Raw genomic sequence first — 24,929 nt, 5'->3', positions numbered from 1 at the left:
GCAACCCGATTTTTCTAAAATTAGTTAGTTAATTTTGTTCGTTCACAGATTTAGCGGCTTCGAGGATAGTGAGCAGACCGCCTCAACAACATAATAATGCAGGTAATAATCATGATGTATAGCGCTAAATTAACCGCAGCGGCGGCACTCCTGAGCATGTCCTTCATCGCCAATGCCGCACCGGGAATTGATCTGATCGCCAATGAAACCCCGATAAACACGGTTAAAAGCCCAGAGGCCGTAGCCAAGATCCCGGCAGGATTTAAATTCGTGGAGCCGGGTACGCTAACCGTCGCCGTATCGATATTGGGTAGCGGCCCACCGTTCGGGCTGTACGCCCGCGACAATAAAACGGTGATTGGCAGTGAGTCGGATATTGCCCGGTTGGTCGCCGATGGGCTTGGGCTAAAACTCAAACTGGTCCCGACATCCTGGGAAGACTGGCCGCTGGGGGTGACCTCAGGGAAATACGACGCGGCAATTTATAACATCACCGTCACCCATGAGCGTAAAACCAAATTCGACTTTGCCACTTATCGCCAGGATACGCTGGGCTTCTACGTGAAGGCCGACAGTAAAATCACCTCGATAAAATCCGCACCGGATATCGCCGGCAAGAAGATCATCGTCGACTCCGGCACCAATCAGGAGGCGGTGTTGCTGGCGTGGGATAAAGAGAATCAGGCCAAAGGGTTGCCCGCTCTCCAACCGATCTACGTGACCGATAAAGCGGCCTCGACGCTGGCGATCCAATCCGGCCGGGCCGATGCGACTTTCGGGCCGAACGTAGCCGGCGCCTATCAGGCCAAGTTAAACGGCAAAACCAAGCTGGTCGGCATAGTGCCTGGCGGCTGGCCGCGCAGCGCCAACATCGCCGTGACGTTGAAAAAGGGTAACGGCCTGGTTGATGCCGTGCAGGCTTCGCTCAACAGTGCCATCGCCAACGGCAGCTACCTGAAAGTGTTGGACCGCTGGGCGGAGAGCGACGAAAAAATCGAACATTCTGAAATCAATCCGCTGGGATTGGGGGATTAATCTTCCGGCTGTCAAGGCGCCGGTTCTTACCGCCGGCGCCCTTAAATGTTGTTTAAAGCGCAACGAGTACCAGACCGCGTGCCTTGCCGGAACACGTCTCTTTCAGTGCCAACGGTGCCGATTCCAGTCCTTTAAACCGGGTCACAGGAAATTCGATGTCCGCCCATGAAGGTTGCGATAGACAGGAAAGCCATTCAGCAAATACTTCCGGATTTTCGTCAGCGCTGTATCCGCGCATCGTAATTCCCTTGACGATAATAGCGAAAGCGTCTATTTCCACAGGAGCATATTTGGTCGACTTTGCATCTGCAAGTTCGGCCGATAGCGCCCCAAGCAGGACAATCCTCGCACCTTCCCGAGTGTGAGAAACCGCGGCTTCCAATTGCTCACCGCCTACAATATCAATAAATATGTCAATGCCGTCGGGCGCATAGCGGTGCAATTGGTCGCTGATAGTGCCGTCACCGCGAATGATGACCTCGTCATAACCCAATTTTCGCTTCATCCATGAAGCTTTTTCAGGCGTTCCAGTACTGCCAATGACTCGTTTGGCACCCAGCTTACGGGCAATTTGTCCCGCCATGGAGCCAATCGCGCCCGCTCCGCTCGAAACAAAAACCACATCGTCAGGTTTAACTTGCGTCGCACGCGTCAAAGCCGCATATGCCGTCCAGCCGTGACCCAGATAGGCGGCAGGATTAATCAGCTTGTTGCCTAATCGAGTGCAGAGACCTATGTCGACAGCGGTATATTCTCGCCAGCCAAACGGATGAAGCACGAACTCGCCCGGTTGCAAACCACTTGCAGCAGGCGCAGACACAATCTCGCCAATTGCCGCATCTGCCAGCGTATCGCCAATGTTGATGGGTGGAAACGGAATGCCTTTTACACTTTCGGCTTCTTCACTCATCATCAGGCGGGTAGATATTGAGACCCGAAACCAGCAATTGCGAACCAATATCTCATTCTCGCCACAGGCGATATCAGGATGCTCAATAATCTCAAAGTTATCGGGCCCCGGCATGCCAGAAGAGCGTTTAAGCAGATTGATTTTCCTGTTGTGCTGCATTGCAAAGACCATTTTATTTCCCTGTTGATATGTGAGTTAATACTCGCATTATCAATCGGAGAGCCATCACGTGAATACTCGTGTTCCAGATACAGCACGAAGCATGCGTAAAATGCCGCAGCAAAGCCGTTCACGATTTTTGGTCGGCATCATTCTGGATGTTGCTACTCGCTTATTGGCTGAAAACGGATGGGCAAAATTTAACACCAATGAAGTGGCTCGCATTGCCGGGGTCAGTATTGGTTCGCTTTACCAGTATTTTCCCAATAAATTGGCTCTGGCAGAAGCGATACGCAAACAACACCTCGCGTCGATATTGCTGGTTTTTGAAACCGCTAACGAGGCTACGCAGGCTGACTCATTGATGGCGGCGGTTGAACGAATGATTGATGGCATAATCGCCGCGCATTTAATTAATCCGCGTTTGCACCGCGTTTTGCTGGATGAAGTGCCGCTCTCCGGGCGTGACGCACATCATGACTTTGAACGTCGCTATGCTGAGTATTACGCTACCTTTACTGCCAGTCAGTTGGGTTCAGAACGAGCACGAGTCGCCAGCCAAGTGCTGGCTTCTGCAATTGAAGGCGTCGTGCATGATGCATCGCGGCGTGGGCAATTAGCGTCATCAGACCTAAAACGTGAATTAATCTTGTTGGTGACCTGTTATTTGAAGGGCTAATTTCACCTTGGTTTTCTCGTGTAAGCTCATTCAATCTGCATTGAGGCGTTTTTTCTCCATTTTGCGATAAAGCGTGCTGCGCGATACGCCCAGCGACTTGGCCGCCTGGCTGATGTTGCCGTTGGCATTTCTGATGGCGGCGAACACCTCCGGCTCAGCTTGCGAAACGGCGTCGGCCTCCGCGCAAAGCGGTGGCAACGCGTTGAACTGCTCCGGCAGATCCTCAAGATCAATCAGGTTGTCGTCATCCGCCAACGCCAGCAGCACCTTCAGCGTACTCAACAGCTGCCGCACATTGCCGGGCCACGAATAGCGGGCCAACGCGGCCAGCGCGTCCGGCGCCAGCCTGATGCCGCGCTTATCGGCGCCCAGCTCATGCCAAAGGCTGAGAATGAAGCGATCGACATGCGCCCGCTGCCGCAACGGTGAAATGCACAGGCTGAACTCCTGAATGCGGTACAGCAGATCCTCGCGGAATTCCCCCGCCGCCACCAAGGTGTTCAGATTGCGGTTGGTAGCGCAGATCAGCGTAAAATCTACCGAACAGGCATGGCGACTGCCCAGTGGCGTGACGGTTTTTTCCTGCAGTACGCGCAGCAACCGCGTTTGCAGACTCAGCGGCATATCGCCAATCTCATCCAGGAACAGCACCCCGCCGTCGGCCTCCCTGATCTTGCCGGCGTAGCCTTTGGGATTGGCGCCGGTAAAGGCGCCGGGCGCATAACCAAACAGCTCGGATTCGATCAGGTTTTCAGGCAGCGCCGCGCAGTTGATCGCCACGAAGTTGCCCTCCCGCCATTTGCTTTCCTGGAACAGCCGCCGGCTGAAGTGCTCCTTGCCGCAGCCGGTTTCCCCGGTAATGCACAACGCGAGGCCGGCGTTCAGGATCCGCAACGCTTTCTGCTTGTCTGCGCCGTCCCGATCAAAAGGCTGAACAAAGGGCCTGACGACATGCGAATGCCGCTCTGGCATCTCCAGCAGCGAGTAATAACGGCGACGGTTGGCCGCCCGTGTCTGACAGGGTGCATCCAGCGTCTGTCGCGACAGCTCCGGGAACAGCGTGGCGAAATCCAGCGCCCCAAAGGACGCCGGTGAAAGGTTAAATTCTTGCATCGCCAGCCGGTTGGCGGCGGTAAGAACGTCATCGCGGAAGACCAGGATCAGTTCGTGCGCAGTGCCGAGGGTATGCGCATCGCTGTGCAGGCTGAGTGTCCAGTGTTGATCCGTGACGGTGCTCTTCACCCATTGATGTTCAATGTGCCTCACCGCCTGCAGAATCAGTGAGCGGGCATCGCCGTACGGGCGTTGCACCGGCGTTGAGATATCCAGCACCCCGCCTATTTGCCCGTCGGGCCGAAAAATCGGTGCGGCGGAACAATAAAGCCCCGCGTTCTGATTAAGAAAATGCTCGTCGCCGCTCACCTCGCACAAGCCTCCCAACGCCAGCGCGGTGCCGATCGCGTTGGTGCCGCGCTCTTGCTCCCCCCACTGATTGCCCGGTGCCAACGCTATGCGCGACGCTTTGCGCAAGAAATGAGTATTGCCGCAGGTCTCCAACACCAGCCCGCTGGCGTCAGACACCACAATGATGGAAGGTTGTCGGTTGATTTCACCACCCAGACGCGCGATCAGCGGCTGGGCCAGCTGCGCCACCCAGCCGTTTTGCCCGCGCACTTCATTCAGCACGGCGGGCCGAACAAAAGGAACGTGGTCGTCGGCCCGGCTCAGCCCGTAGTGCTGGCTGCGCTGCCAGGACTCTGACAGTGGGCTGGGGAGAGGCCTGCTTTCATGGTCGGAGGCGAACCCCGTTACGGCTGTTCGTTCTTTATGCAACATGACTTTCTCCCGCGCAAAAGTGTTGCATTTTTGTATCATGAATGTGTCTCATGCGTTGCGACATGGGACACAAAAAATAATAGAAATGAATGATAAATCACCGATTTTATTGCCGGCACTAGATATTTATAGCTGTTAACTTAATGATATTAAACAGGTTAAAAAACAAACACCGACAAGATGGAACAATGTGGCATAGGCAATGCTTATGTTTAGGCACGGTGCCACAACCTGGCACCCCTCCTACAGCCCGTGTTCCTTTGAGAGGTGTTTAACATGAAATATGTCCATCCCGGTTTGCCTGGCTCGCTGGTTTCTTTCAAACAACGCTACGGCAACTACATTGGCGGCAAATTTGTCGAACCCGTTTCCGGTAACTACTTTACCGACACCTCCCCGGTAACCGGGAAAACTGTCGCCGAGTTCCCCCGCTCCGACGCCCAGGATATTGAGCGGGCGCTGGATGCGGCGCACGCCGCCGCTGAGGCCTGGGGAAACACCAGTGCACAAAACCGCGCCAACGTGATGCTGGCCATCGCGGATCGCATGGAATCGCAATTGGAAATGCTGGCGCTGACCGAAAGCTGGGACAACGGCAAGCCGATCCGCGAAACGCTGAATGCGGACATCCCGCTGGCGATCGATCATTTCCGCTACTTCGCCGGTTGCCTGCGCGCGCAGGAAGGCACCGCTACAGAGATTGACCAAAACACCCTGGCCTATCATATTTACGAGCCGCTGGGCGTAGTTGGGCAGATTATCCCGTGGAACTTCCCGCTGCTGATGGCGGCCTGGAAACTGGCCCCGGCGCTGACCGCCGGTAACTGCGTGGTGCTCAAACCCGCAGAACAGACCCCGCTCAGCATTTGCGTGCTTCTGGAGTTGATTGGCGATCTGCTGCCGCCGGGCGTGCTCAACGTGGTTCACGGCTTTGGCAAAGAGGCCGGCGAGGCGCTGGCGACCAGCAAGCGCATCGACAAAATCGCCTTTACCGGTTCAACCCCGGTGGGCAGGCATATCCTGGCCTGCGCGGCGGAGAATATCATTCCCAGCACCGTGGAGCTGGGCGGGAAATCGCCCAATATCTTCTTTGAAGACATCATGCAGGCCGAACCGGAGTTTATCGACAAGGCGGTTGAGGGGCTGATCCTCGGTTTCTTCAATCAGGGTGAGGTCTGTACCTGCCCTTCACGCGCGCTGATCCAGGAGTCAATCTACCCGCAATTTATGGAGAAAGTGCTGGCGCGCATCACCACTATTCGCCAGGGCGACCCGTTTGACACCGACACCATGATCGGCGCGCAGGCGTCCCAACAGCAGTTCGACAAGATCCTCTCTTACATCGAAATCGCCAAAAACGAAGGCGGGAAAATCATCGCCGGCGGCGAGCGCACCAGCCAGGAACAGACGTTGCAGCAAGGTTTTTATCTCCAGCCAACGCTCATCACCGGTAATAACAGCATGCGCTTCTTCCGTGAAGAGATCTTTGGGCCGGTCATCGGCATCACCACCTTCAAAGACGAAGCCGAAGCGCTGGCGCTGGCCAACGACACCGAGTTCGGGCTGGGCGCAGGCCTGTGGACCCGTGACAGCAACCGCGCCTATCGCATGGGCCGCGCGCTCAAGGCCGGACGCGTCTGGACCAACTGCTATCACCTCTACCCGGCACACGCTGCCTTCGGGGGATATAAAAACTCCGGTGTCGGCCGTGAAACGCACAAAGTGGCGCTGTCGCATTACCAGCAGGTGAAAAACCTGTTGGTGAGCTATGACGCCAAACCGCAAGGGCTGTTTTAACTGAATGTTGCCTGTTCCAACCCTACAACTTCTCGAGGTCTGAAAATGAAAACGATGAAAGCTGCTGTGGTGACTGCGTTTGGACAACCGTTGGTGATTAAAGATGTCCCGATCCCGGAGGTCACGCCCGGAAAAATCCTGGTGAAAATTGCCGCCACCGGGGTGTGCCATACCGACCTGCACGCAGCCGACGGCGACTGGCCGATCAAACCCAACCCGCCTTTTATTCCTGGGCATGAAGGCTCCGGTCACGTGGTGGCGGTGGGCGCCGGCGTTACCCACGTAAAAGAAGGTGATCGCGTAGGGGTGCCCTGGCTTTACTCTGCCTGCGGGCACTGTGAACACTGTCTCGGCGGTTGGGAAACGCTGTGCCATTCCCAGCAAAACTCGGGCTATTCGGTTAACGGCAGCTTTGCCGAATACTGCCTGGCCGATGCCAATTACGTGGGTATTCTGCCCGACAACGTCGATTTTCTGTCTATCTCACCGATCCTCTGCGCCGGCGTCACCGTCTATAAGGGTCTGAAAATGACCAATACCAAGGCCGGCGACTGGGTGGTCATTTCCGGTATCGGCGGCCTTGGGCATTTGGCGATCCAATACGCCACCGCGATGGGGTTGAACGTGGCGGCGGTCGACATTGACGATGACAAACTGGCCTTCGCCAAAAGCCTGGGCGCTTCGGTGGTGGCTAACGCGCGAAACGTCGATCCTGGCCGCTTTTTCCATCAGGAATTCGGTGGCGCGCACGGCGTGCTGGTGACGGCGGTATCGCCAAAGGCATTCGAACAGGCGACCACCGTGATGCGACGCGGCGGTACCATGGTATTGAACGGCCTGCCGCCGGGCAGCTTTGACCTTTCAATCTTCAATATGGTGCTGGAAGGCACGACGGTGCGCGGTTCGATTGTCGGGACGCGCAAGGATCTGCAAGAGGCACTGGACTTTGCCGGCCGTAATAAAGTCGCGGCAACCATCTCGGTAGAGCCGTTGGATCAAATCAACGACATCTTCGGCCGCATGCGCGAGGGCAAAATCACCGGCCGCGTGGTTGTGGATATGTCGCTTTAAGTCAACGCATCAGGGCACTGGTTGATCGGTGCCCTTTTTATTCGCGTCGGCAATGGTCTGGTGAATAAATCGCATTTTCTCCAGGACCGGTGCCGGCAACACAAAGGGGTAAAGATCGGCATGCCCCATCGAACGATTGAGCTGATTCAGCGCCCAGGAGACCGGTAGCCACTGCCCGATCAGGCGATCAAAATCCGGGGTTTCATCTGAATGGTTGAAAGCGGCGTCTGGCGCGGCAAAACCGTAAGCCGCGGCCGTGTCCAGGGTGTCGCGAATATGCAGATAATGAGCAAAGGTTTCCGCCCAGTCCTCCGCAGCGTGCATGGTGGCATAAGCGGAAACGTAACATTCATGCCAACCTTCCGGGGCGCCCTGCCGGTAGTGCCGATCGAGCGCCTGCTGGTAATCCGCATCCGGATCGCCAAACATATTGGCAAATGCCTGCCGCTGTTCGGGCTGAATGATCAGTTGATCGTAATAGTAATGCCCCACCTCATGACGGAAGTGACCCAGTAACGTGCGGTAAGGTTCACCCATGGAGATACGACGCTGCTCGCGGTGAACGTCATCTCCCTCCTCCAGATCCAGCGTAATTACGCCGTTCGCATGGCCGGTGAGCACCTGGCGCCGTTCGCTGGAAAGCAGCTCGAAGATCAGCCCATTGTTCGGATCGTCATTTTTACTGACTATCGGCAGGCCCAACTCGGTCAACTCCAGTATCAGACGGCGCTTGGCCGTTTCGGCTTCGGCAAACAGCGGGAGCGCTTCCGCATCATCATCCGCCGGCCGGGTTTGGGTCAGGCTGCAGGAGGCGCACAATTCCCCTTCTTGCTCCACCAGCCAGTTGCACTGTGCAATATGCATATTGGCGCACAGGTGCCCCTGTTCCGGGGGAGCGTTGCCCGCAAGGTCGGGAGCCGCGATCGCTACCAATTTTCGACCTGGCAAATCGAACCCCAGGGAGCTCGAACAGGACAAACACAGCGAGTTTTCAAACGACAGCTGCTGCCCGCAGTTCGGGCAAGAAAAGTTACGCATGATCAGGCTTCCTTAGCGGCAGAGGACGTGTGGGCGCTGGCGCCAGAGACAGCTTAAGGGTAGCCAGGCAGGTTTGAGTTAGTCAATCGGCTCGGTTCATGCCTTGGTTTTAGCTTTGGTTTTGGTGATTTTTGTCGCTTTGGCGGGATTGCCGGCAACGAATTCCAGCGTTGGCGAGTAGTAAAAAGGCAACCAGGCATGGTAACTGCTTTCCCACTCCCACTTGACGGGGCAAGGCCACAGAATATCTTCATACAAAATGTAATAGACCCATCGCCCATGCGGGCGGCGCGGTTTTGCTGTGCTCATAGACACTGACTTCTCTGGCCCGATCGATTACATGATGGCGCTCAACCGCCCGGAGTGGCATAGCCGCCGACAAAAAACAGGGTCAGCAGAACCAGGGCCGCAACAATAATCGCAATAGGGAAAAAATAGCCGATCTTCATTTTTAATTCTCTTTGTCATCAGGCGTTATGGAGCACCAAGCAAATTTAACATGGACGGTGGTCGGCTAGCCATCTTTCCCGCTATTCATTCATGGCACGGGTGAATGCAATCCGCCCGGGGATCGTTGCCACGCTTTGGCGCAACATGAACTGGATTCCGGGATTGGCAAAAGGTACCGGACACTGATTGCCGCGTCTCCCGCCAAACGGATGGCCCCGCCTGATGAAGAAGCGATTTCGGCGGCTGATTTTCCTGGCCCGGACACCGGATTCGTTACCGGCAGCGATCTGCTGATAGAGGGGTTTGAAGGCCCATGATGTAAAAAACTACGCTAACGAAGTAATTATATGAAATATCGATATTTATTTTGTTGGTTCCCTATTAATAGAATTCCTCCTCTCCCAAAGGCGTGAAAACCGGAGCTGTATTAGGATCGGAGGCATTCCGGATACGTTCCAGCTTCAGGGAACTTAATCCACGTGATACGTGGGATAATCTATATAACCTGCATCTCGCCCGGTATAGAACGTATCCTTATCAGAAACAGCCATCGGCCATCCGTTCTTCATGCGTTTAACGAGATCTGGATTGGCTATGAAAGGACGCCCAAATGCGATTAAGTCGGCAAAACCCTCCCTGAGTGCCATTTCTGCGCGCTCCTGTGTATAGCTGCCCGCTACGATGAGGGTACCTTCGTAGGCCTTGCGAAACTTTGTCAGGAAGCCAGCAGGAATGGCCTGAGCTCCGAGAGATTCCTGATCGCTCAAGTGCACATATGCGAGATGTCGACGACGTAGTTCGATACCCAAAGATAACCAGGTATCCTGCTCATCATCAAAGCCATGCATATCCTGCAGGCGGCCAAAGGGTGCTATACGGATACCTGTCAGATGACTCCCGATGGCTGCAGAGACGGCATCCACAGTTTCCAGCGTAAACCGCAGACGATTGGCAATATTACCGCCATAACGATCTGTTCTGTCGTTAAGTCCACCATTGATAAATTGCTCGAAGATGTAGCCGTTAGCAGCGTGGATTTCCACACCGTCAAAACCCGCCTCGATAGCATTTTTAGCCGCTCGAACGAAATCCTGCGTCACCCGCGGGACTTCATCCGTTGCTAATGCGCGTGGCTGGCTGTGAAATACGCGCACAGACTGACAGTTATCACCGGGAATGTGTGTGTGGTGCAGCCTTCTGCAACGCGTGAGACGGAGCTGACCGGTGCCTGCCCATCAGGCTGGTGAGCAATGTGTGAGGAACGTCCTACATGCCAAAGCTGGATGAAAATTTTCCCACCTTGCGCATGTACTGCCTCAGTCACCTTTTTCCAGCCCTCTATCTGTTCGTCAGTGTAAATTCCCGGCGTGTACGCTTGTCCACGACCTTCCATTGAAACAGGTGAACCTTCGGAAACAATTAAACCTGCTGTTGCGCGCTGGCGATAGTAGGTGACCATACTGTCAGTGGGAACAAGGTTATAAGCCCGCGATCGGGTCATTGGGGCCATAACGACACGATTATTAAGACTTATTCCATTCATTGTGTAGATATTCAATAACTCGCTCATTCTGTCTCCTGAAGCCATTTCATGGTAAAAATCTGTTAGCAACGATCTTTAGTTCATCATTGATGATTACTTCGCTGCATCCCGCAGAGCCTGCTTCATAAAGACGACAGAGCTCTCCAGAGCCTGTACGGCTTCTGGCTGCAGCGTGGAGAAGAAATGCCAGGCGTGGAACATACCTGGCCAGACTTCCAGATTTACGCGAACGCGGTTGTCACCCAGATGAGTTGCCAGACGCATCGCGTCGCTCAGCATCAGTTCGTTTTCGCCAATCTGAACCAGTACCGGCGGCAGACCCGTTACATCGGCAAACACGGGTGATGCCATTGGGTGATTAGGCAACGCATCGCCCAGAAATATGCGTGCCAGGAAATCCAGACCGGCCTTGGTGTTCAGAGGATCAAGGCCTTCCCGGTTGGTCATGGAGACGCCCGTGTGCTCAAGGTTGGCCCATGGGGAAATAGAAACACCGCCGGCTGGAAGCGGCAGGCCCTTATTGCGTGCAGCAACCATAACGGTAACCACCATCGCTCCGCCCGCAGACTCGCCCGCCAGTACGATTTTGCTGGCGTCAAAGCCCTGTTCAATTAACCACTCATACGCACGAACGGTATCGGTAACGGGCGTAGGGAAAGGATACTCCGGCGCCAGACGGTAATCCGGCATGTAAACCCGTGCGCCCAGCATGCTGGCGTAGTTACCACCAATACCGTGATAGCCCGCCGGTTCGCCGACAATGTAAGCCCCGCCGTGGATGTACATAACGATGGCATCAGTTTCAAGGTTGTCGGGAGTCACCAGCGTTCCCGGTACGCCCCCCATGTCGACCTCAGTAAAACTCACACCGGCAGGTGCAGGATTATTAGCCAGCATTCGGGTATAGGCGTCACGCACCTCACTCATAGGCGTTAGGGTATCCTCACCCGTTAGGATTGGCCCCAGGCCGGCCAGGCTTTCTGACCATTCTTTTACGGCTTGCTTGGTTTGTTTATTCAGCATTTTTATTCCTGTTTGTATTTGCGTTAAAAAATAGCAGGAACCTATAATATATAAACATTTAGGGAATGTGCTTCCCGTATCAGGGTACGTTAACGCCCGTATTGGATGAGATAAATAAAGCATGGAGATCAACAGCATTGGTGATATCGCCGCGTTCGTCGCGGCTGTAAAAGCCGGGAGTTACACCCACGCCGCGGGTTCCCTCGGGCTCACACGTTCTGCCATTGGCAAGAGTATTGTCAGGCTCGAAACGCGTATGGGGGTTCGTCTCCTTAACCGTACAACCCGGAGTCTGAGTCTGACCGATGAAGGGAGGGTCATGTTCGATCGTTGCCGACAGATACTGGATGATCTGGAAGAGGTCGATGCAGCCATGGCCATGCGCAGGGGTAAGCCAACGGGGACTCTCCGGCTGAGTGCGCCGCTTTCTTTTGGGCAGCGCCATATCCTCCCCATTCTGGATGTTTATCTGAAAAAGTGGCCGGAACTTCGTGCGGAGGTGTCCTTTAGCGACAGGTTTGTTGATCTTATTGAAGAAGGCTTTGATATTGCCATTCGCATCGGTGAACCTCGCGATGACTCCCGCATTCTTACCCGAACGATTGCTTCGCAGCACATTGTCACTTGTGCATCTCCCGAGTATTTATCCTCACGGGGCGTTCCAGAAACACCCGTAGACTTAACCAGGCATGACACTATTTTTCTTCTGAGTGCAGAAAAGAGACGCAGTTGGCGGTTTGCAACTCCGGAAGGCACTTTTGTTTATGAAGGACCCGGGCGGCTTAACCTCGACAGTTCGGAAGCCATGCGGGCATCGGCAATTGCCGGATTTGGTATAGTCCACTTACCTACCTATTTGCTTGGAGAAGATTTGCGTAGCGGTAAGTTAATACCGGTGCTTGAGGAGTTTCCTTTCCCTCCGGAACCTGTCCGACTCATTTATCCCAGTAAACGACATTTATCACCGCGAATTCGGGCCTTTATAGACCTGCTTGTGGAAAGCTGGGAGCAAGGTTTTCCATGGGAATGAATGGGTAGCAGTAAACAACGCAATCCCTCATAAACTCAGTTGGCGGCCGATATCCTGAGCACCAGCATGCCCGGCAGTTCGTCGGCATGCAGACCGGCCTGCAGGTAAATCTTTTCGCCCTGGCCGGGCTGGCCGAAATGAAAACGGGTGAATTGGCGCTGCCCACCCAGGGCATGTTCAGGTAACTTATGATGTTTACTTTTCATTGGACGTCCTATCTGTGGAAAAGAAAGCCCGGCTTGATCGAATCGACAAAAAAATCCTTGAAATACTGTGCCGGGATGGCCGCATTTCCTATCAAAAGCTCTCCGAGCAGGTCAACCTGACCGCTCGCCCCTGCCAGGAACGGGTACGCGGGCTGGAGCGAGACGGCATTATCCGTGGCTACAGCGCCATTATCGAACTGCCGGAACCGGAGCATGCCTTTGTGATACAGGCGCAAATCGCGCTGGCCGATCATGGCCATTCCCAACCCGCATTCGAGCAGGAAATGCGCAATACCCCAGAGGTGCTGGATTGCTGGCTGGTCAGCGGCAGTTTCGATTTTCTGGTGCGCATCGGCTGCCGCAGCATGGAAAGCTACCGGCTGCTGGCCGACGCCTGGCTGACCAGCAAAAAATTCCGGGTGGATAAAATCGTTACCCTGACCGAGTTGCAATCCATCAAGCGATCCTGAGCCGCCTCAGTCACGGCGGATAAAGGCCAGCCAGCGCCGTTCTGCCCGCGAAAACAGGAAGATCAGCAGGAAGGTGCAAAGCAGATAAAGCGCCGCCGCCATCAGGAAGGGAATAAACGGCGAATAGGTGGCGGCGTAAAAAGCGCGTGCCACTCCGGTAATGTCCAGCAGCGTCACAGTGCTTGCCAGCGACGTGGCGTGCAGCAGAAAGACCATCTCGTTATTCAGCGCAGGAATACCCCGCCGTAACGTCGCCGGCAGCACCAGTCGGCGAATTATCTGCCACTGACTCATGCCGAACGCCTCACCGGCGACCCACTCCTGCCTGGGAAAGGTCCCCATCATGCCGGCCAACAGTTCCGCGACGTAAGCGCTGGTATTGAGCACCAACGCCAGCGTGGCGCAAAAGGTGGCGTCCCGAAACAGCAACCAGAAAGGCTGATCGTTCTGCCAGCCCAACTGCACCACGTCGAACTGCGACAGCCCGTAGTAAATCAGCATCAATTGCAGATACAGCGGCGTACTGCGGAAAAAATAGGTCACGCAACGGATTAACCAGGACAGCGGGCGCGGGCCATACACCTGGCCGATCGCCATCAGCACCGCCAATAGCAGGCCCGGCACCACCGACAGCAAAAACAGTTTGGCCGTCAGCGCCAGCCCCGTCACATCCGAACCGTCGCTCCACAAAAAAGTGGGCGTCACTTCCAGCATATCTTGCAGAGTCATCAGCGTGCTCCTGCTGCGGTCGAGGAAGCCAGAGCGTAGCGGCGCGCCAGCAGGCTAAAGCCCCAACTGGAGATCGCAGTAATCACCATATAGATCAGCGCCACCAGGAAATAAAACAGGAAAGGTTTTTGCGTTGCCCGCCCCGCTTGCTCCGCCAGCCACACCATGTCCTCCAGCCCCAGGATCGACACCAGCGCCGAGGCTTTCATCAAGCCGAGCCAGTTATTGTTGATCCCGGGAATGGCGAAACTCAGCATTTGCGGCAGCAGAACGCGGCGAAACACCTGCCCTGGGCGCATGCCGTAGGCCATTGCCGCTTCCAGCTGGCCGCGCTCGACGGTGAGAAAAGCACCGCGAAAGGTTTCCGTGTAGTAAGCGCCAAACACGAAACCAATCGCCAGCACGCCGGAGATAAAGGTGTTGAAGCGCAGCGGCCCCAACCCCAGCAGGCCAAGAAAGCCGTTGACCAGCATTTCGCCGCCAAAGAACAGCAACAGCATAATCACCAGTTCGGGAATGCCGCGCACCAGCGTGGTGTACCCCGTCGATAACCAGCGCAGCCAGCGCGGGCCGAACAGCTTGATCAGCGCATTGATCAGGCCGAGCGCCAGCGCCACCGCCAGAGAAACCAGCATCACGCACAACGACAGCGCCGCGCCGTGTGCCAGCAACGGCAAATACTCGATGACCATTCCCGGCCTCCCATACTTGACTTGATGCCGGGCCAGCCGGCGTCAGCGCGCCGGTTTAGCCGCCGTAAATGTCGAAGCTGAAATATTTTTTCTGGATGGCGTCATAAGTGCCGTCGGCACGGATGGCCTTAATGGCGCCGTTGAGCGCGTCACGCAGCGCCGGGTTGTCTTTGCCCACCGCGATGCCCACGTCGGAGGAGATGCTGCTGTCCGTAATCGCCGGGCCGGCGAAGGCAAACTTCTGCCCGCGCGGGGTATCGATAAAGCTGCTGGCCGCCTGGGTATTGTCCTGCAACGACGCATTAATCCGCCCGGACATCAGATCCAGATAGACATTGTCCTGGTTGGCGTAAGAAACGATCTTCACGCCCTGTCCGGCCCAATGCTTTTTCGCATAGGTTTCATGAATGGAGCCGGTCTGCACGCCGACCGTTTTGCCTTTCAGGCTGGCGGCATCCGGCAGCAACGGGCTGCCCTTGCGCGCCACCAGTTGCGCCGAACTGCGGTAGTAGCGATCGGTAAAGTCCACTTCCTTTTTACGCTCGTCGGTGATGGTCAGCGAAGCGATAATGGCATCGAACTTACGCGCATTGAGCGCCGCGATCATGCTTTCAAAAGGCTGTTTGACGAAAACGCATTTGGCATGCAACTGCGTACACAGCGCCTTGGCGATATCGATGTCAAAACCGGTGATCTCGCCGCTGGGCGAAAGCACGTCAAAAGGCGGGTAACCGCCGTCGACGCCAAAGCTGATGGTATCGAAAGACTGGGCCGCCGCCGGGCCACCCAGGGCCAGGCTGGTCAGTAGAACCGCTAATGTTTTTTTCATGGCTGAGATCCCCGGTGAAAGAAAGCGCTAGAAACGAAGTGACAGACAGGTCAGGCCGCCGTCCATTTTTTTAAATTCGCTGGTGTCGAGCTGAACGACAGGCATGCCCAACTTTTCGATTTGGGCCAGCGTGTGCGGGTAACCCTGTGGAGTAATCAAGGTATCGTTGATCCACAGCGTGTTGCCGGCGTAGGACTCCGTTTCAGGGATAACGATGGCGTTAAAACCGCTAAAGGCAGGATGGTGCCGGTAGTTTTCCGTCAGTAGCAGGGTATTGCGGCCAACATAGTTGACGATGGATTTCAGGTGCAGCCCGGCGCTGACTTCAATGGCGGTCACCCGGTAGCCATAGGGCTCGACCGCAGCGGCAAATTCGCCAATGCCGGCTTCATCGGTGCGCGCCGTCAGGCCAATAAAAAACTGACGGTCGACCAGCAGCACGTCGCCGCCGTCAAGGTGGCCGTGCCGGCTCATCCGCACCACCGGGCGCTCGCCTGCAAACAGCGGCGCAATGGTGTCAACCTCACCCTGGCGGCTTGGCGCACCCGGATGGGTGATCACGGCCAGCTCCGGCATCACCACAGCCGTATCTTCCACAAAGTGGGCGTCCGGGAAGGCCGGGGCCGCCGGTAACACCGTCACTTTCAGCCCCAGGCGCAGCAAGGTATCCACATAGGCCAAAAACTGGCGGCCGGTGGCGGCGATATCCGGCGCGCCCAATTGAGCGGTGGTCTGGCCGCTGCCGCAGCTATCGGCAGGGAGTCTGGCAATGGCTTGAGTAAAATGCATGGGCGATTCTCTCGAGTGAAATGGACGGTAGGTGTTCTTCGATTATCAAACAGATACCGTCGCCAATCAGGTTGAATCCGCCCGCCGGCACTCTACATTTACGCTGTTTATCGCTCCGCTGACGACCTATTCCGCTGTACGCAGCACGAAGCCGCCGCCCTCACGGCACTGGCGCCTGTGCGCCGGTGATGCGTGGCATCACTTCTTTCATCAACTCGAGGAATTTACGCAACCGCGCCGGATAATAACTGGCATAGGGGTAAAGCAGATAAATCGGCAAGGGCGCGGCGTGCCAATCCGGCATCAACGGGGTAAGCAACCCCTGCTCCAGATCCTGTTTGACCACCCAGGATGACAGCATGGCCACCCCCACGCCGTTCAGCGCCGCCTTGCGCACGGCATAAAGGCTGTCGGTACTCAGCCTGGGGACGATGTCAAAACGGTAATCTTCGCCGCTGGCGGTATGCGTCAACGTCACTTCATTGCGATAAAAACTGTTTAGCGCCAGCCAGGGCAACTGCGCCAAATCACCGATCTGCGCCAGCGGCGTATGGCGCGCCAGCAGTTCAGGCGCGGCCACCACAATGCGCGGCACCTGCGCCAACAGCACCGCAACCACCGAAGGATCGGTCACCGCACCGACGTGGATCGCGCAGTCCACGCCTTCGGGAATGAAATCAGGCGAATGATCGTTGAGCGTCCACTCTACGCTGGTTTGACGATAGCGTTGCAGGTAATCGCCCAACGGCCCAATCAACTGATCCTGGCCAAAGGCATGCGGCGCGCGCACCCGCAAAACGCCCACGGGTTCATCGCGCACGCCGCGCAGTTCGTCCTCCATGATTTGCCAGTGTTCAATCAGCTTGCGCGCATGCTGATAACAACGCTCGCCGTCGTCCGTCAGCTTCATGGCATGGGTCGTACGCTGGATTAATTTAACGCCAAGCAGTTGCTCCAGCACCTGGAGACGCCGGCTAATGGTGGGCTGCGAGGTGTTCATTTGCGCCGCAGCAGCCGAGAGGCTGCCGCTGTCGACAATGCGCACCAGAGTTTGCAGCATGGCTATACGATCGCCATTGGGAAATGGATTTTTATTCATACGTATTACGTATAACAGTTTTACCCGTGCAGGGGCTACAGTTTCCGCCGAAAACTGGCAAGAATAGCCCCACTTTACTCGTTCTGGATAACCGTCATGAGCCTGATTTCAGCCACCGCCACCGCGCCTGCCCCTGCGCTTTCCGCCAAAATCGTTTTCCTACTGGCCGCCGGCGCCGGCCTGAGCGTGGCGTCCATTTACTACAGCCAGCCGATGCTGAGCATCATGGGGGATACGTTCCACGCCGGGGTCAGCGATACCGGTATGGTGCCCACGCTGACCCAGGCGGGCTATGCGCTGGGCATCCTGCTGCTGGCTCCGCTGGGCGACCGTCACGATCGCCGCCAGATCATTCGGATAAAAGGCGTGCTGCTGGCACTCACCCTGCTGATGTGCGGTTTTTCTTCTTCATTTCCGCTGTTGTTGCTCAGCAGTCTGGCGATCGGTTTAGCCGCTACGGTGGCGCAGGACATTATCCCGGCGGCCGCCACGCTCGCTTCGGACGCCAACCGGGGCAAGACGGTGGGCACGGTGATGACCGGGTTGCTGGCCGGCATTTTACTCTCGCGCGTGTTCAGCGGCGTGGTAGCGGAATATTTCGGCTGGCGCAGCGTTTATATGCTGGCGGCATTGGGGGTGCTGGTCATCACCCTCACGATCGGCGCAGTGCTGCCGCGCTTTAAACCCAACACCACGCTGAGCTACCCTGCGCTGCTGCGCTCATTGGGGAAACTGTGGGCCGACTACCCGGAACTGCGGCGTGCGGCGTTGGCTCAGGGCTTGCTGTCGGTCGCCTTCAGCGCTTTCTGGTCGACGCTGGCGGTGATGCTGGCGGAAAAATATCAGCTTGGCAGTGCCGTAGCCGGCGCCTTTGGGCTGGCAGGTGCGGCCGGTGCGTTGGCAGCCCCCCTGGCAGGCATGCTGGCCGATCGTCACGGGCCGGACTACGTCACTAAAATCGGCGCCGCCATGGTGGTGTGTTCATTCGCTCTGATGTTTCTGCTGCCCTGGCTTCCGCTGCCTGCCCAGTTGGCGCTCATCGCGCTGAGCGCGGTAGGTTTTGATCTCGGTATCCAGGCGACGCTGGTGGCGCACCAGACCATTATTTACGCCATCAACCCGGCAGCCCGCAGCCGCCTGAATGCCATCCTGTTTACCCTGGTGTTTATCGGTATGGCGAGCGGCGCCGCTCTCGGCAGCAAAGTTCTCGAAAGCGCCGGTTGGTCGGGCGTCGTATTGCTGGCCACGCTGGCGGCAGCGGGCGGTTTGGCGCTGAGAATGCTGGCCAAACGCGCCCCGCGCACCGCCGGTTGAGCGGTAAAATCATCCCGCAATAGCCGCAGAACCTGTGGCTATTGCTGATTGGCGGTCACAAACTCCGCCAGATTCTGCTGAGTGATGGTTTTATAAGGCACCCAGTTGTAAGCCTCGGTCTTTTGCTTTTCCAGCAGTGCCTTGGTGACCTGCACCGCCCCGGTGGCCTGTCCTTTGGCGTCCTGGAAAATGGTCAACACCATGCCGCCGTTTTTAATAAACTGCAGGCCGTCCGGCGTACCGTCAATGCCCGCCACCAGGATGCTTTTGTTTTTAGCCTGGTTCAGCGCCATGATGGCGCCAATCGCCATTTCATCGTTATTGGCGGCGATAGCGTCGATCGGGCGGCCGTTCAGCAACCACCCGGATACCACATCCACCGCTTCATTGCGTTGCCATTTGGCGGTCTGCTTTTCCAGTACCTTCATGTCCTTATACTTGGCGATCACCTCTTCCACCGCGCGGGTGCGTTCACGCGCCTCTTCGTTGGACAGCGCCCCCATCAGGATCGCCACATTACCGCGATAATTCATCCGTTTCGCCAGCGCCTCCATTTGCAACTTGCCCCCCTCCGCCGAGTCCGATCCCACATATGCCATGGCATTACCCAACTTAACTTCCGGTTTGCGGTTGACGAAAATCAGCGGGATGTTGGCGCGCTCGGCGGCATCCATCATTGGCTTCACGCCCTGGGTATCTACCGGGTTGAGGATAATGGCATCCACCCCCAGGTTGATAAAATCGTCCACCTGCTGCACTTGCAGCGCCACGTCGCCTTTGGCATCGACAAACTGGCCATCCATGTTCAACTGCTTAAGCTCGCTCACCATTTGCGAGCGTAAAATGGACACGAAGTTGAGATCGAAATTGGCCAACGCGACGCCGACCTTATAGGTTTTCGCCTGGGCGCCAAAGGCCAGAAACAGACTAAGCAATATCAACGGCAAGCTTCTGATTTTCATGATGTCATCCTGTAGGTTGAGATAAATTTATTATTAAAATCAATGCATCACTCTTCATCCCGGGCAACAGACCACAGCCCGGGTTTACTGCGGTTATAAAGTGAAATGGTCGCGGAACTGTTGCAGCGCCGCGGTGCTGTCATCGGATGCCCATCCTTCCAATGCCACTACGCCCCGGTAGCCGATCTCGTCCAACGCGCGGGCGATGGCCCGATAGTTGATTTCACCGGTTCCCGGTTGTTGCCGCCCCGGTACGTCGGCCACCTGAATTTCGCCTATCGCCGGCCCGCAACGGCGAATAAGCTCGATGAGATTGCCTTCGCCGATTTGCGCATGGTAAAGATCGAGGTTCATCTTCAGCCCCGGGCTGTTGACCGCCTCAACCAAGGCCAGCGTGTCGCAGGCTTTGGCGAAGGGCGTGCCCGGGTGGTCCCGCGGCAGGTTGAGGTTTTCCAGCGTGAACACCTTGCCGGCGCGCTCCCCTTGCTGCGCCAGCTTGCCCAAGGTATCGGCCGCTTTCAGCCACATGGCACCGGTCACCACCTCCACCGGCTTCACCGGCAAGCCGTTGGGATCCAGGCCGGTGCCGTGCAGATTCAGGCTGGGGCAGTTCAACCGCTGCGCGATGGCGAGCGACTGTTCCGCCGTTTGCAACAGCTGGGCGATATCCTCGTCGTCGGTCAGGTTGCCGGCGAGATAACCGGTCATTGAAGTAAAACGTGCGCCAGTGCCAATCAACGCATCAAGATCTTTATTTTCCCAGTTCCAGATCTCGACACCGAAGCCAAGCGCATGAATACGCGCTACGCGTTCGACAAACGGCAGATCGAGGAACACCATCTCGGCGCACACAGACAGCTGATATCCGGCCATTATTGTCTCCCCAGCGCGATCGGTTTGCCCTGCTTCACCGACTCGATACAGGCCAATGCAATCTCCAGCGCATTGCGGGCATCCTGTCCGGTCGCGCGCGGCGTTTCCCTCTGCTGGACACAGCGGGCGAATTCAGTCAGCTCCGCCACATAAGCGTCATGCAGCAGATCGGTATCCTGACGCGAGGTTTCGATGGCGATGCCGCCGGCGTGATACCGCACGCAGTTATTCAGGTTGATATTGCCCGCCTGCAACATCCCCTTGCTGCCAAATACCTCGCCGCGCACGTCATAGCCGTAAACCGCCTGGAAGTTGGCTTCTGCGGTGGCGATAGCGCCGTTATCAAAGCGGATAGTCACCACGGCGGTGTCCAGTAACCCTTTATCCTTGAAGTCCGGGCGCACCAGCGCATCTGCCAGTGCGTATACCTCAACCGGCCTGGCGCCCGGGTTGAAGTGCAACAGCGTGTCAAAATCGTGGATCAGCGTTTCCAAAAAAATGGTCCAGGCGGGGATCGGCGCCGGATCGCGCAACAGCGGATCGCGGGTTACCGACCGGGAAAGCTGGGTAACGCCATTCTCCCCCTCCTTCACGGCGGCAATGGCGGCGGCAAAGCCGCTGACAAAGCGGCGATTAAACCCCACTTGCAGCACGACACCCGCCTGTTTGGCGGCGGCGATGGCCCGATCCGCCTCGTCCAGCGTGATAGCCATCGGTTTTTCGCAAAACACGTGCTTCCCTGCCTGGGCGGCGGCAATCACCCATTCCGCATGGGTACGCGCCGGGGAAGCAATGACGACCGCATCGATTTCGCTGTCATCCAGCATGCTTTGCAAATCGCTGAAGGCGCTGACGCCCAGCCTGTCTGCCAGGCGCTGCGCTGCACCCGGCAGCGGATCGGCCACGGCGGCCAAAACGGCGCCCGGCACGCGCCGCGCCAATGACTCCGCATGGAAAGTGCCCATTCTGCCGGCACCGATCAGGCCAACGCGCAAGTTGTGAGGTGAATGACTCATAGTGATTCCTTATGTGAGTTAACGCCCTTGTCGGGCTACGGAGTTCACTGTGTATTGCAAAGGGGATGCCAGCTCGAAAAGGGAGGAATTTGTGAGGGGATGCACAGATAACCGCAACAGAGTGACAACTAAATTGACATGTCAATTTCACATGACAATAAAATGAACATTACATTCCAAACTGGAGAGCCGCATGCACACTGCCGCCGGACTGATGCCGATCAAAGACGAGAGCGACCCGATTTTCAGCCTCCCCGGAGGCCCGGAGGCCAGTGAATGGGATAGCCTGTTTTGGCAAGGCTGGCAGGTTTTTAATGAAGGCGGGCAACCCGGCTGGATCCGCAAGTCGATCCTGCAATCCTGGCAGCGTTCGCGTGAAAACGGCATCGACCCCGAGGAGTTTGTCTATCACTCGCCGCCCGCAGACCGGTTGCAGATGATTCTGGCGCAAAACAGCGAGCTGATTAAGGTGGCGCACGGCATCATGGAAAACCTGCTGGCCTACAACCCTGACGGCCACATCAACCTGACCGACGCCAACGGCGTCACCCTTCACTACTGCGGTGCGGATTTGACGCCGGTCGGCAGCATTCTGCGCGAGGACGTTCAGGGCACCAACTGCACCGCGCGCTGCCTGCGGGAACAGCGTCTGGTGTATGTGCTAAGCGGTGAAAACTGGAAAATGGGCCTGCGTCAGCGCCATCGCCAATGTGCGGCGGCGCCGGTGCGTAACGCTGAAGGCGTGATGATCGGCGTGCTGACGCTCACCGCCACGCCGGATAACTTCAACGCCCACACCCTGGGCACCGTGCAGGCGGCTGCGGAGGCCGTCGGCCAACAGTTGCAGTTGCATCGGCTGCTGGCGGAACAACAGTCCATTCTGGAAACGCTGAATGAAGGCGTTATTGTCTGCGATCGCCACGGCAGGCTGAAAACCGTCAACCGCTATGCACGCCAGATTTTTGACGGGCTGGAACCAAACGACCTGACCCTCGATCAGCTGCTGCGCCCGCAGTCCGGCTCGCTGCTGACCATGCCGTTTTGCAACGATCGTGAAATGGTTTTTATGCCCGAAGGCAAAGCGGCCCTCTCCTGCGTGATTTCGCTGATGCCCGCGCCGGATGACGGCCGGGTGCTCTCCCTGCGCGAGAACCAGCGCATTCGCGCCATCACCCGCCGCGTGATGGGAGTCAGCGCCAGCTATACCTTTGACATGATATACGGCCATTCCAGCCGCATACGGGAAGCCATCGCCAAGGCGCGCAGCAGTAGCCGCAGCGACAGCACCGTTCTGCTGACCGGCGAGAGCGGAACCGGCAAAGAGCTGTTCGCTCAGGCGATCCACAACGGCAGCGCACGCAGCAATGAACCCTTCGTTGCCGTTAACTGCGGCGCCTTGCCGCGCGATCTGGTGCAGAGCGAGCTTTTCGGTTACGTGGATGGCGCCTTTACCGGCTCGCGCCGGGGCGGTTCCGCCGGGAAATTTGAGCTGGCGGATGGCGGCACTCTGCTGCTCGATGAGATCGGCGAAATGCCGCTGGATGCGCAAACCAGTCTGCTGCGCGTGCTGCAGGAGAGTGAAGTGCTGCGGATCGGCGCCACGCACCCGGTGAAGGTCAACGTGCGCATCGTGGCGGCCACCAATTGCGATCTGGCGCAGGCGGTGGAGAATGGCGCTTTCCGGCGCGATCTGTATTACCGCCTGAACGTCATCTCCCTCTCGGTTCCGCCGCTGCGCGAACGACGGGAAGATATCGCCGGGCTGGTTAACGGCTTTGTGCACAAACTCTGTACGCGCATGAAAAAAATCCCGCCGCAGGTGTCACCGCAGGCGATGGCCTGCCTTAGCGCCTGGCGTTGGCCGGGCAACGTGCGCGAACTGGAAAACCTGGTGGAACGAATGGTGAACCTGTGCGAAGGACTGCAGATCGACGTGGGCGACCTGCCGGAGGAAATCACTCGTGATCTCACTGAGCCTGACGCAGCACCTTCCGCCAGGCTGGAAGATAACGAACGTACCCATATCATGCAGGTCATTGGATCCAGTGGCGGCAATCTGCGGCAGGCCGCACGGCTGCTCGGGCTATCGCGCACCACGCTGTACAATAAAATCAATAAATGGCAGATCGATTTGACCCTGCTGCGCCCCTGATCGGCCGGCTTGACAGGGCTGCGGCGGCATCCGATGATGAGGAAATCTTACCGCCCAGGCCTGCTCAATGAAAACGTCCCCCGTCGTCACCCTTCACTATTGTTCGCAATGCAACTGGCTGTTGCGCGCCGCGTGGATGGCGCAAGAATTGCTCCATACCTTCGGCACCGATTTGGCCGCCGTGACGCTGGTTCCCGGCACCGGCGGCATTTATGAGGTCACCGTGGACGGCTTCGTCATCTGGGATCGCAAAACCGAAGGCGGCTTCCCCGACGCGGCCGCGCTCAAACAGCGTTTGCGCGATCGATGCTTCCCTGAGCGGGCATTAGGCCACGTGGATAACAAAGGCGTTAAAAGTTAAGGCGTGACGGCCTCGGCCGCCTGACGCAATTGCCCTATGGCCGTCGGCATATCCAGGCCAAAACTCAGCAAGGCGTTGTCATCAATCACCAGCAACTGCCGCTGCTTGCCCGCGGGGGTAAACGCCAACCCCGGCAATGCCCAGAGATTCGCTTCTCCGCCCATCCGTTGCAGGCTGGCCTTGCCTATTACCAGCAACTGCGGCGCGGCGGCTACCAGCCCTTCCTGAGTCAGCGGCTGATAACGCGTCACGCCAGTCAGGGCATTGTCCAACCCGGCGCTGCGAATGGCCCCCTCTGCTGCGGTGCCGTTACCTGCCCCCATTGCCGCTATGCCAGTATGCGCCATGATAAACAACACTCTGACCGGCAATCTATGAGTCGGTACGGCGGCGATCTGACGATCCAGTTTGGCCTGCAGGGCTTTCCCCTCTTTTTCTCGCCCCAGGGTGGCGGCAATAACGGCGATCTTTTCGTCGATCGCGCCAAGCTCGGGTTTGCCCGTCACCGTCACGACTTTCACCCCAGCCTGTTCGACCTGCCGCAACGCCAAAGAGGGTTGCGCCAGTTCGCTGGCGATCACCAACGAGGGCTTCATCGCCAGGATCCCCTCGGCGTTGAGCTGGCGCATATAACCGACATTCGGCAATGCTTTGGCTTGCGGCGGTTGCTGACTGGTGCTGTCGCGCGCGACCAACGTTTGCCCAGCGCCCAGAGCATAAATAATTTCCGTGACGTCTCCGCCAATCGCGATCACACGTTCGCCGGCAAATACCGAAAACGGCAGCGCCAGTAATCCGATAACCCATGATTTCATCCGAAGTCTCCTTTTAGCGCGGAATGGCCGGCCTCATTAAAACGCGACAGC

Annotated in this window: 24 protein-coding genes and 2 pseudogenes; 9 read left to right on the top strand and 17 right to left on the bottom strand. The window is 57.1% G+C overall.

What is annotated here, in order from left to right; all coding sequences use genetic code 11:
• Positions 1–111 precede the first annotated feature (111 nt).
• Complete coding sequence (locus tag ACUTQW_RS05275) at positions 112–1,035, top strand: ABC transporter substrate-binding protein (protein ID WP_004944473.1); 924 nt, start codon at positions 112–114, stop codon at positions 1,033–1,035.
• Positions 1,036–1,087: 52 nt separating this feature from the next.
• Here the strand turns inward: ACUTQW_RS05275 and ACUTQW_RS05270 are convergent, their stop codons facing one another.
• On the bottom strand, positions 1,088–2,116 hold the full coding sequence (locus ACUTQW_RS05270) for an MDR family NADP-dependent oxidoreductase (protein ID WP_020439037.1): 1,029 nt from the start codon (positions 2,114–2,116) through the stop codon (positions 1,088–1,090).
• A gap of 58 nt (positions 2,117–2,174) precedes the next feature.
• Between ACUTQW_RS05270 and ACUTQW_RS05265 the strand changes: the two genes are divergently transcribed.
• A complete protein-coding gene (locus ACUTQW_RS05265; protein WP_051170096.1) occupies positions 2,175–2,783 on the top strand; it encodes a TetR/AcrR family transcriptional regulator in 609 nt (202 codons plus the stop codon).
• Positions 2,784–2,813: 30 nt separating this feature from the next.
• Here the strand turns inward: ACUTQW_RS05265 and ACUTQW_RS05260 are convergent, their stop codons facing one another.
• Entirely contained in the window at positions 2,814–4,619 is a 1,806-nt protein-coding gene (locus tag ACUTQW_RS05260) for a sigma-54-dependent Fis family transcriptional regulator (RefSeq protein WP_006325265.1), read from the bottom strand.
• A 276-nt stretch (positions 4,620–4,895) separates the two neighbouring features.
• Between ACUTQW_RS05260 and exaC the strand changes: the two genes are divergently transcribed.
• On the top strand, positions 4,896–6,416 hold the full coding sequence (gene exaC / locus ACUTQW_RS05255; protein ID WP_006325261.1) for an acetaldehyde dehydrogenase ExaC: 1,521 nt from the start codon (positions 4,896–4,898) through the stop codon (positions 6,414–6,416).
• A gap of 45 nt (positions 6,417–6,461) precedes the next feature.
• On the top strand, positions 6,462–7,487 hold the full coding sequence (gene adhP / locus ACUTQW_RS05250; RefSeq protein WP_020439033.1) for an alcohol dehydrogenase AdhP: 1,026 nt from the start codon (positions 6,462–6,464) through the stop codon (positions 7,485–7,487).
• Positions 7,488–7,496: 9 nt separating this feature from the next.
• Here adhP and ACUTQW_RS05245 read toward each other — a convergent pair whose 3' ends face one another.
• The 5 genes and pseudogenes from ACUTQW_RS05245 to ACUTQW_RS05225 form a co-directional block, all read right to left on the bottom strand.
• Positions 7,497–8,525 carry a zinc-binding metallopeptidase family protein gene (locus tag ACUTQW_RS05245; RefSeq protein ID WP_006325257.1) on the bottom strand — a complete coding sequence of 343 codons (1,029 nt, stop codon included), beginning with the start codon at positions 8,523–8,525 and terminating at the stop codon, positions 7,497–7,499.
• A gap of 96 nt (positions 8,526–8,621) precedes the next feature.
• The gene (locus ACUTQW_RS05240; RefSeq protein WP_006325255.1) at positions 8,622–8,834 is read right to left on the bottom strand and encodes a hypothetical protein; all 213 of its coding nucleotides are present in this window, start codon (positions 8,832–8,834) and stop codon (positions 8,622–8,624) included.
• 41 nt (positions 8,835–8,875) lie between these two features.
• Positions 8,876–8,974, bottom strand: coding sequence for a YoaK family small membrane protein (locus ACUTQW_RS05235; RefSeq protein ID WP_020439032.1), 99 nt, complete (start codon positions 8,972–8,974; stop codon positions 8,876–8,878).
• A 471-nt stretch (positions 8,975–9,445) separates the two neighbouring features.
• Positions 9,446–10,545 (bottom strand): annotated as a pseudogene (locus tag ACUTQW_RS05230) (alkene reductase).
• Positions 10,546–10,611: 66 nt separating this feature from the next.
• Positions 10,612–11,541 (bottom strand): alpha/beta hydrolase, encoded by a 930-nt coding sequence (locus ACUTQW_RS05225; protein ID WP_004944450.1) that lies wholly within the window; start codon positions 11,539–11,541, stop codon positions 10,612–10,614.
• 121 nt (positions 11,542–11,662) lie between these two features.
• Between ACUTQW_RS05225 and ACUTQW_RS05220 the strand changes: the two genes are divergently transcribed.
• Positions 11,663–12,571 carry a LysR family transcriptional regulator gene (locus ACUTQW_RS05220; RefSeq protein WP_006325237.1) on the top strand — a complete coding sequence of 303 codons (909 nt, stop codon included), beginning with the start codon at positions 11,663–11,665 and terminating at the stop codon, positions 12,569–12,571.
• Between the two features lie 56 nt (positions 12,572–12,627).
• Here ACUTQW_RS05220 and ACUTQW_RS05215 read toward each other — a convergent pair.
• A pseudogene (locus ACUTQW_RS05215) lies at positions 12,628–12,777 on the bottom strand (succinylglutamate desuccinylase); the annotation flags it as partial.
• 14 nt (positions 12,778–12,791) lie between these two features.
• Here ACUTQW_RS05215 and ACUTQW_RS05210 point away from each other — a divergent pair.
• Positions 12,792–13,247, top strand: coding sequence for an Lrp/AsnC family transcriptional regulator (locus ACUTQW_RS05210; RefSeq protein WP_004944442.1), 456 nt, complete (start codon positions 12,792–12,794; stop codon positions 13,245–13,247).
• 6 nt (positions 13,248–13,253) lie between these two features.
• On the opposite strand, the gene ACUTQW_RS05205 is transcribed toward ACUTQW_RS05210, so the two are convergent.
• The 5 genes from ACUTQW_RS05205 to ACUTQW_RS05185 form a co-directional block, all read right to left on the bottom strand.
• The gene (locus ACUTQW_RS05205; RefSeq protein WP_006325235.1) at positions 13,254–13,976 is read right to left on the bottom strand and encodes an ABC transporter permease; all 723 of its coding nucleotides are present in this window, start codon (positions 13,974–13,976) and stop codon (positions 13,254–13,256) included.
• Positions 13,976–14,668, bottom strand: a complete 693-nt coding sequence (locus tag ACUTQW_RS05200) for an ABC transporter permease (protein WP_004944436.1) — start codon at positions 14,666–14,668, stop codon at positions 13,976–13,978. The genes ACUTQW_RS05205 and ACUTQW_RS05200 overlap by 1 nt, the downstream gene beginning before the upstream one ends.
• A 55-nt stretch (positions 14,669–14,723) precedes the next feature.
• A complete protein-coding gene (locus tag ACUTQW_RS05195; RefSeq protein WP_006325234.1) occupies positions 14,724–15,497 on the bottom strand; it encodes an ABC transporter substrate-binding protein in 774 nt (257 codons plus the stop codon).
• A gap of 27 nt (positions 15,498–15,524) precedes the next feature.
• Positions 15,525–16,286: a dimethylarginine dimethylaminohydrolase family protein gene (locus ACUTQW_RS05190; RefSeq protein ID WP_006325233.1), complete on the bottom strand. Its 762-nt coding sequence runs from the start codon at positions 16,284–16,286 to the stop codon at positions 15,525–15,527.
• A 160-nt stretch (positions 16,287–16,446) separates the two neighbouring features.
• Positions 16,447–17,385, bottom strand: coding sequence for a LysR family transcriptional regulator (locus ACUTQW_RS05185; protein ID WP_006325232.1), 939 nt, complete (start codon positions 17,383–17,385; stop codon positions 16,447–16,449).
• 96 nt (positions 17,386–17,481) lie between these two features.
• On the opposite strand from ACUTQW_RS05185, the gene ACUTQW_RS05180 reads away from it, so the two are divergent.
• Positions 17,482–18,699, top strand: coding sequence for an MFS transporter (locus tag ACUTQW_RS05180; protein WP_006325231.1), 1,218 nt, complete (start codon positions 17,482–17,484; stop codon positions 18,697–18,699).
• A gap of 38 nt (positions 18,700–18,737) precedes the next feature.
• On the opposite strand, the gene ACUTQW_RS05175 is transcribed toward ACUTQW_RS05180, so the two are convergent.
• The 3 genes from ACUTQW_RS05175 to ACUTQW_RS05165 all read right to left on the bottom strand — a co-directional run bounded on the left by ACUTQW_RS05175 (position 18,738) and on the right by ACUTQW_RS05165 (position 21,550).
• Entirely contained in the window at positions 18,738–19,661 is a 924-nt protein-coding gene (locus tag ACUTQW_RS05175) for a substrate-binding domain-containing protein (RefSeq protein ID WP_004944421.1), read from the bottom strand.
• A gap of 93 nt (positions 19,662–19,754) precedes the next feature.
• Complete coding sequence (locus tag ACUTQW_RS05170; protein ID WP_004944418.1) at positions 19,755–20,534, bottom strand: TIM barrel protein; 780 nt, start codon at positions 20,532–20,534, stop codon at positions 19,755–19,757.
• The gene (locus ACUTQW_RS05165; protein WP_037430941.1) at positions 20,534–21,550 is read right to left on the bottom strand and encodes a Gfo/Idh/MocA family oxidoreductase; all 1,017 of its coding nucleotides are present in this window, start codon (positions 21,548–21,550) and stop codon (positions 20,534–20,536) included. Before ACUTQW_RS05165 ends, ACUTQW_RS05170 begins: the two co-directional genes overlap by 1 nt.
• Positions 21,551–21,743: 193 nt before the next feature.
• On the opposite strand from ACUTQW_RS05165, the gene ACUTQW_RS05160 reads away from it, so the two are divergent.
• Complete coding sequence (locus ACUTQW_RS05160) at positions 21,744–23,702, top strand: sigma-54-dependent Fis family transcriptional regulator (RefSeq protein ID WP_006325229.1); 1,959 nt, start codon at positions 21,744–21,746, stop codon at positions 23,700–23,702.
• A gap of 67 nt (positions 23,703–23,769) precedes the next feature.
• Positions 23,770–24,063, top strand: a complete 294-nt coding sequence (locus ACUTQW_RS05155) for a SelT/SelW/SelH family protein (RefSeq protein ID WP_004944409.1) — start codon at positions 23,770–23,772, stop codon at positions 24,061–24,063.
• On the opposite strand, the gene ACUTQW_RS05150 is transcribed toward ACUTQW_RS05155, so the two are convergent.
• Positions 24,060–24,878, bottom strand: coding sequence for a heme/hemin ABC transporter substrate-binding protein (locus ACUTQW_RS05150; RefSeq protein WP_006325227.1), 819 nt, complete (start codon positions 24,876–24,878; stop codon positions 24,060–24,062). The two genes, ACUTQW_RS05155 and ACUTQW_RS05150, sit on opposite strands and share 4 nt — an antisense overlap.
• Positions 24,879–24,929: the final 51 nt, after the last annotated feature.

The organism is Serratia sp. TSA_7 (assembly GCF_052692135.1).
The sequence above is the reverse complement of the archived record's forward strand: the minus strand, read 5'-3'. Positions and strand labels throughout refer to the sequence as shown.

Coding starts and splice junctions, on each gene's coding strand:
- ACUTQW_RS05275 (WP_004944473.1), top strand. CDS start 112: ATGATGTATAGCGCTAAATTAACCGCAGCGGCGGCACTCCTGAGCATG.
- ACUTQW_RS05270 (WP_020439037.1), bottom strand. CDS start 2,116: ATGGTCTTTGCAATGCAGCACAACAGGAAAATCAATCTGCTTAAACGC.
- ACUTQW_RS05260 (WP_006325265.1), bottom strand. CDS start 4,619: ATGTTGCATAAAGAACGAACAGCCGTAACGGGGTTCGCCTCCGACCAT.
- exaC (WP_006325261.1), top strand. CDS start 4,896: ATGAAATATGTCCATCCCGGTTTGCCTGGCTCGCTGGTTTCTTTCAAA.
- adhP (WP_020439033.1), top strand. CDS start 6,462: ATGAAAACGATGAAAGCTGCTGTGGTGACTGCGTTTGGACAACCGTTG.
- ACUTQW_RS05245 (WP_006325257.1), bottom strand. CDS start 8,525: ATGCGTAACTTTTCTTGCCCGAACTGCGGGCAGCAGCTGTCGTTTGAA.
- ACUTQW_RS05240 (WP_006325255.1), bottom strand. CDS start 8,834: ATGAGCACAGCAAAACCGCGCCGCCCGCATGGGCGATGGGTCTATTAC.
- ACUTQW_RS05235 (WP_020439032.1), bottom strand. CDS start 8,974: ATGAAGATCGGCTATTTTTTCCCTATTGCGATTATTGTTGCGGCCCTG.
- ACUTQW_RS05225 (WP_004944450.1), bottom strand. CDS start 11,541: ATGCTGAATAAACAAACCAAGCAAGCCGTAAAAGAATGGTCAGAAAGC.
- ACUTQW_RS05220 (WP_006325237.1), top strand. CDS start 11,663: ATGGAGATCAACAGCATTGGTGATATCGCCGCGTTCGTCGCGGCTGTA.
- ACUTQW_RS05205 (WP_006325235.1), bottom strand. CDS start 13,976: ATGACTCTGCAAGATATGCTGGAAGTGACGCCCACTTTTTTGTGGAGC.
- ACUTQW_RS05200 (WP_004944436.1), bottom strand. CDS start 14,668: ATGGTCATCGAGTATTTGCCGTTGCTGGCACACGGCGCGGCGCTGTCG.
- ACUTQW_RS05195 (WP_006325234.1), bottom strand. CDS start 15,497: ATGAAAAAAACATTAGCGGTTCTACTGACCAGCCTGGCCCTGGGTGGC.
- ACUTQW_RS05190 (WP_006325233.1), bottom strand. CDS start 16,286: ATGCATTTTACTCAAGCCATTGCCAGACTCCCTGCCGATAGCTGCGGC.
- ACUTQW_RS05185 (WP_006325232.1), bottom strand. CDS start 17,385: ATGAATAAAAATCCATTTCCCAATGGCGATCGTATAGCCATGCTGCAA.
- ACUTQW_RS05180 (WP_006325231.1), top strand. CDS start 17,482: ATGAGCCTGATTTCAGCCACCGCCACCGCGCCTGCCCCTGCGCTTTCC.
- ACUTQW_RS05175 (WP_004944421.1), bottom strand. CDS start 19,661: ATGAAAATCAGAAGCTTGCCGTTGATATTGCTTAGTCTGTTTCTGGCC.
- ACUTQW_RS05170 (WP_004944418.1), bottom strand. CDS start 20,534: ATGGCCGGATATCAGCTGTCTGTGTGCGCCGAGATGGTGTTCCTCGAT.
- ACUTQW_RS05165 (WP_037430941.1), bottom strand. CDS start 21,550: ATGAGTCATTCACCTCACAACTTGCGCGTTGGCCTGATCGGTGCCGGC.
- ACUTQW_RS05160 (WP_006325229.1), top strand. CDS start 21,744: ATGCACACTGCCGCCGGACTGATGCCGATCAAAGACGAGAGCGACCCG.
- ACUTQW_RS05155 (WP_004944409.1), top strand. CDS start 23,770: ATGAAAACGTCCCCCGTCGTCACCCTTCACTATTGTTCGCAATGCAAC.
- ACUTQW_RS05150 (WP_006325227.1), bottom strand. CDS start 24,878: ATGAAATCATGGGTTATCGGATTACTGGCGCTGCCGTTTTCGGTATTT.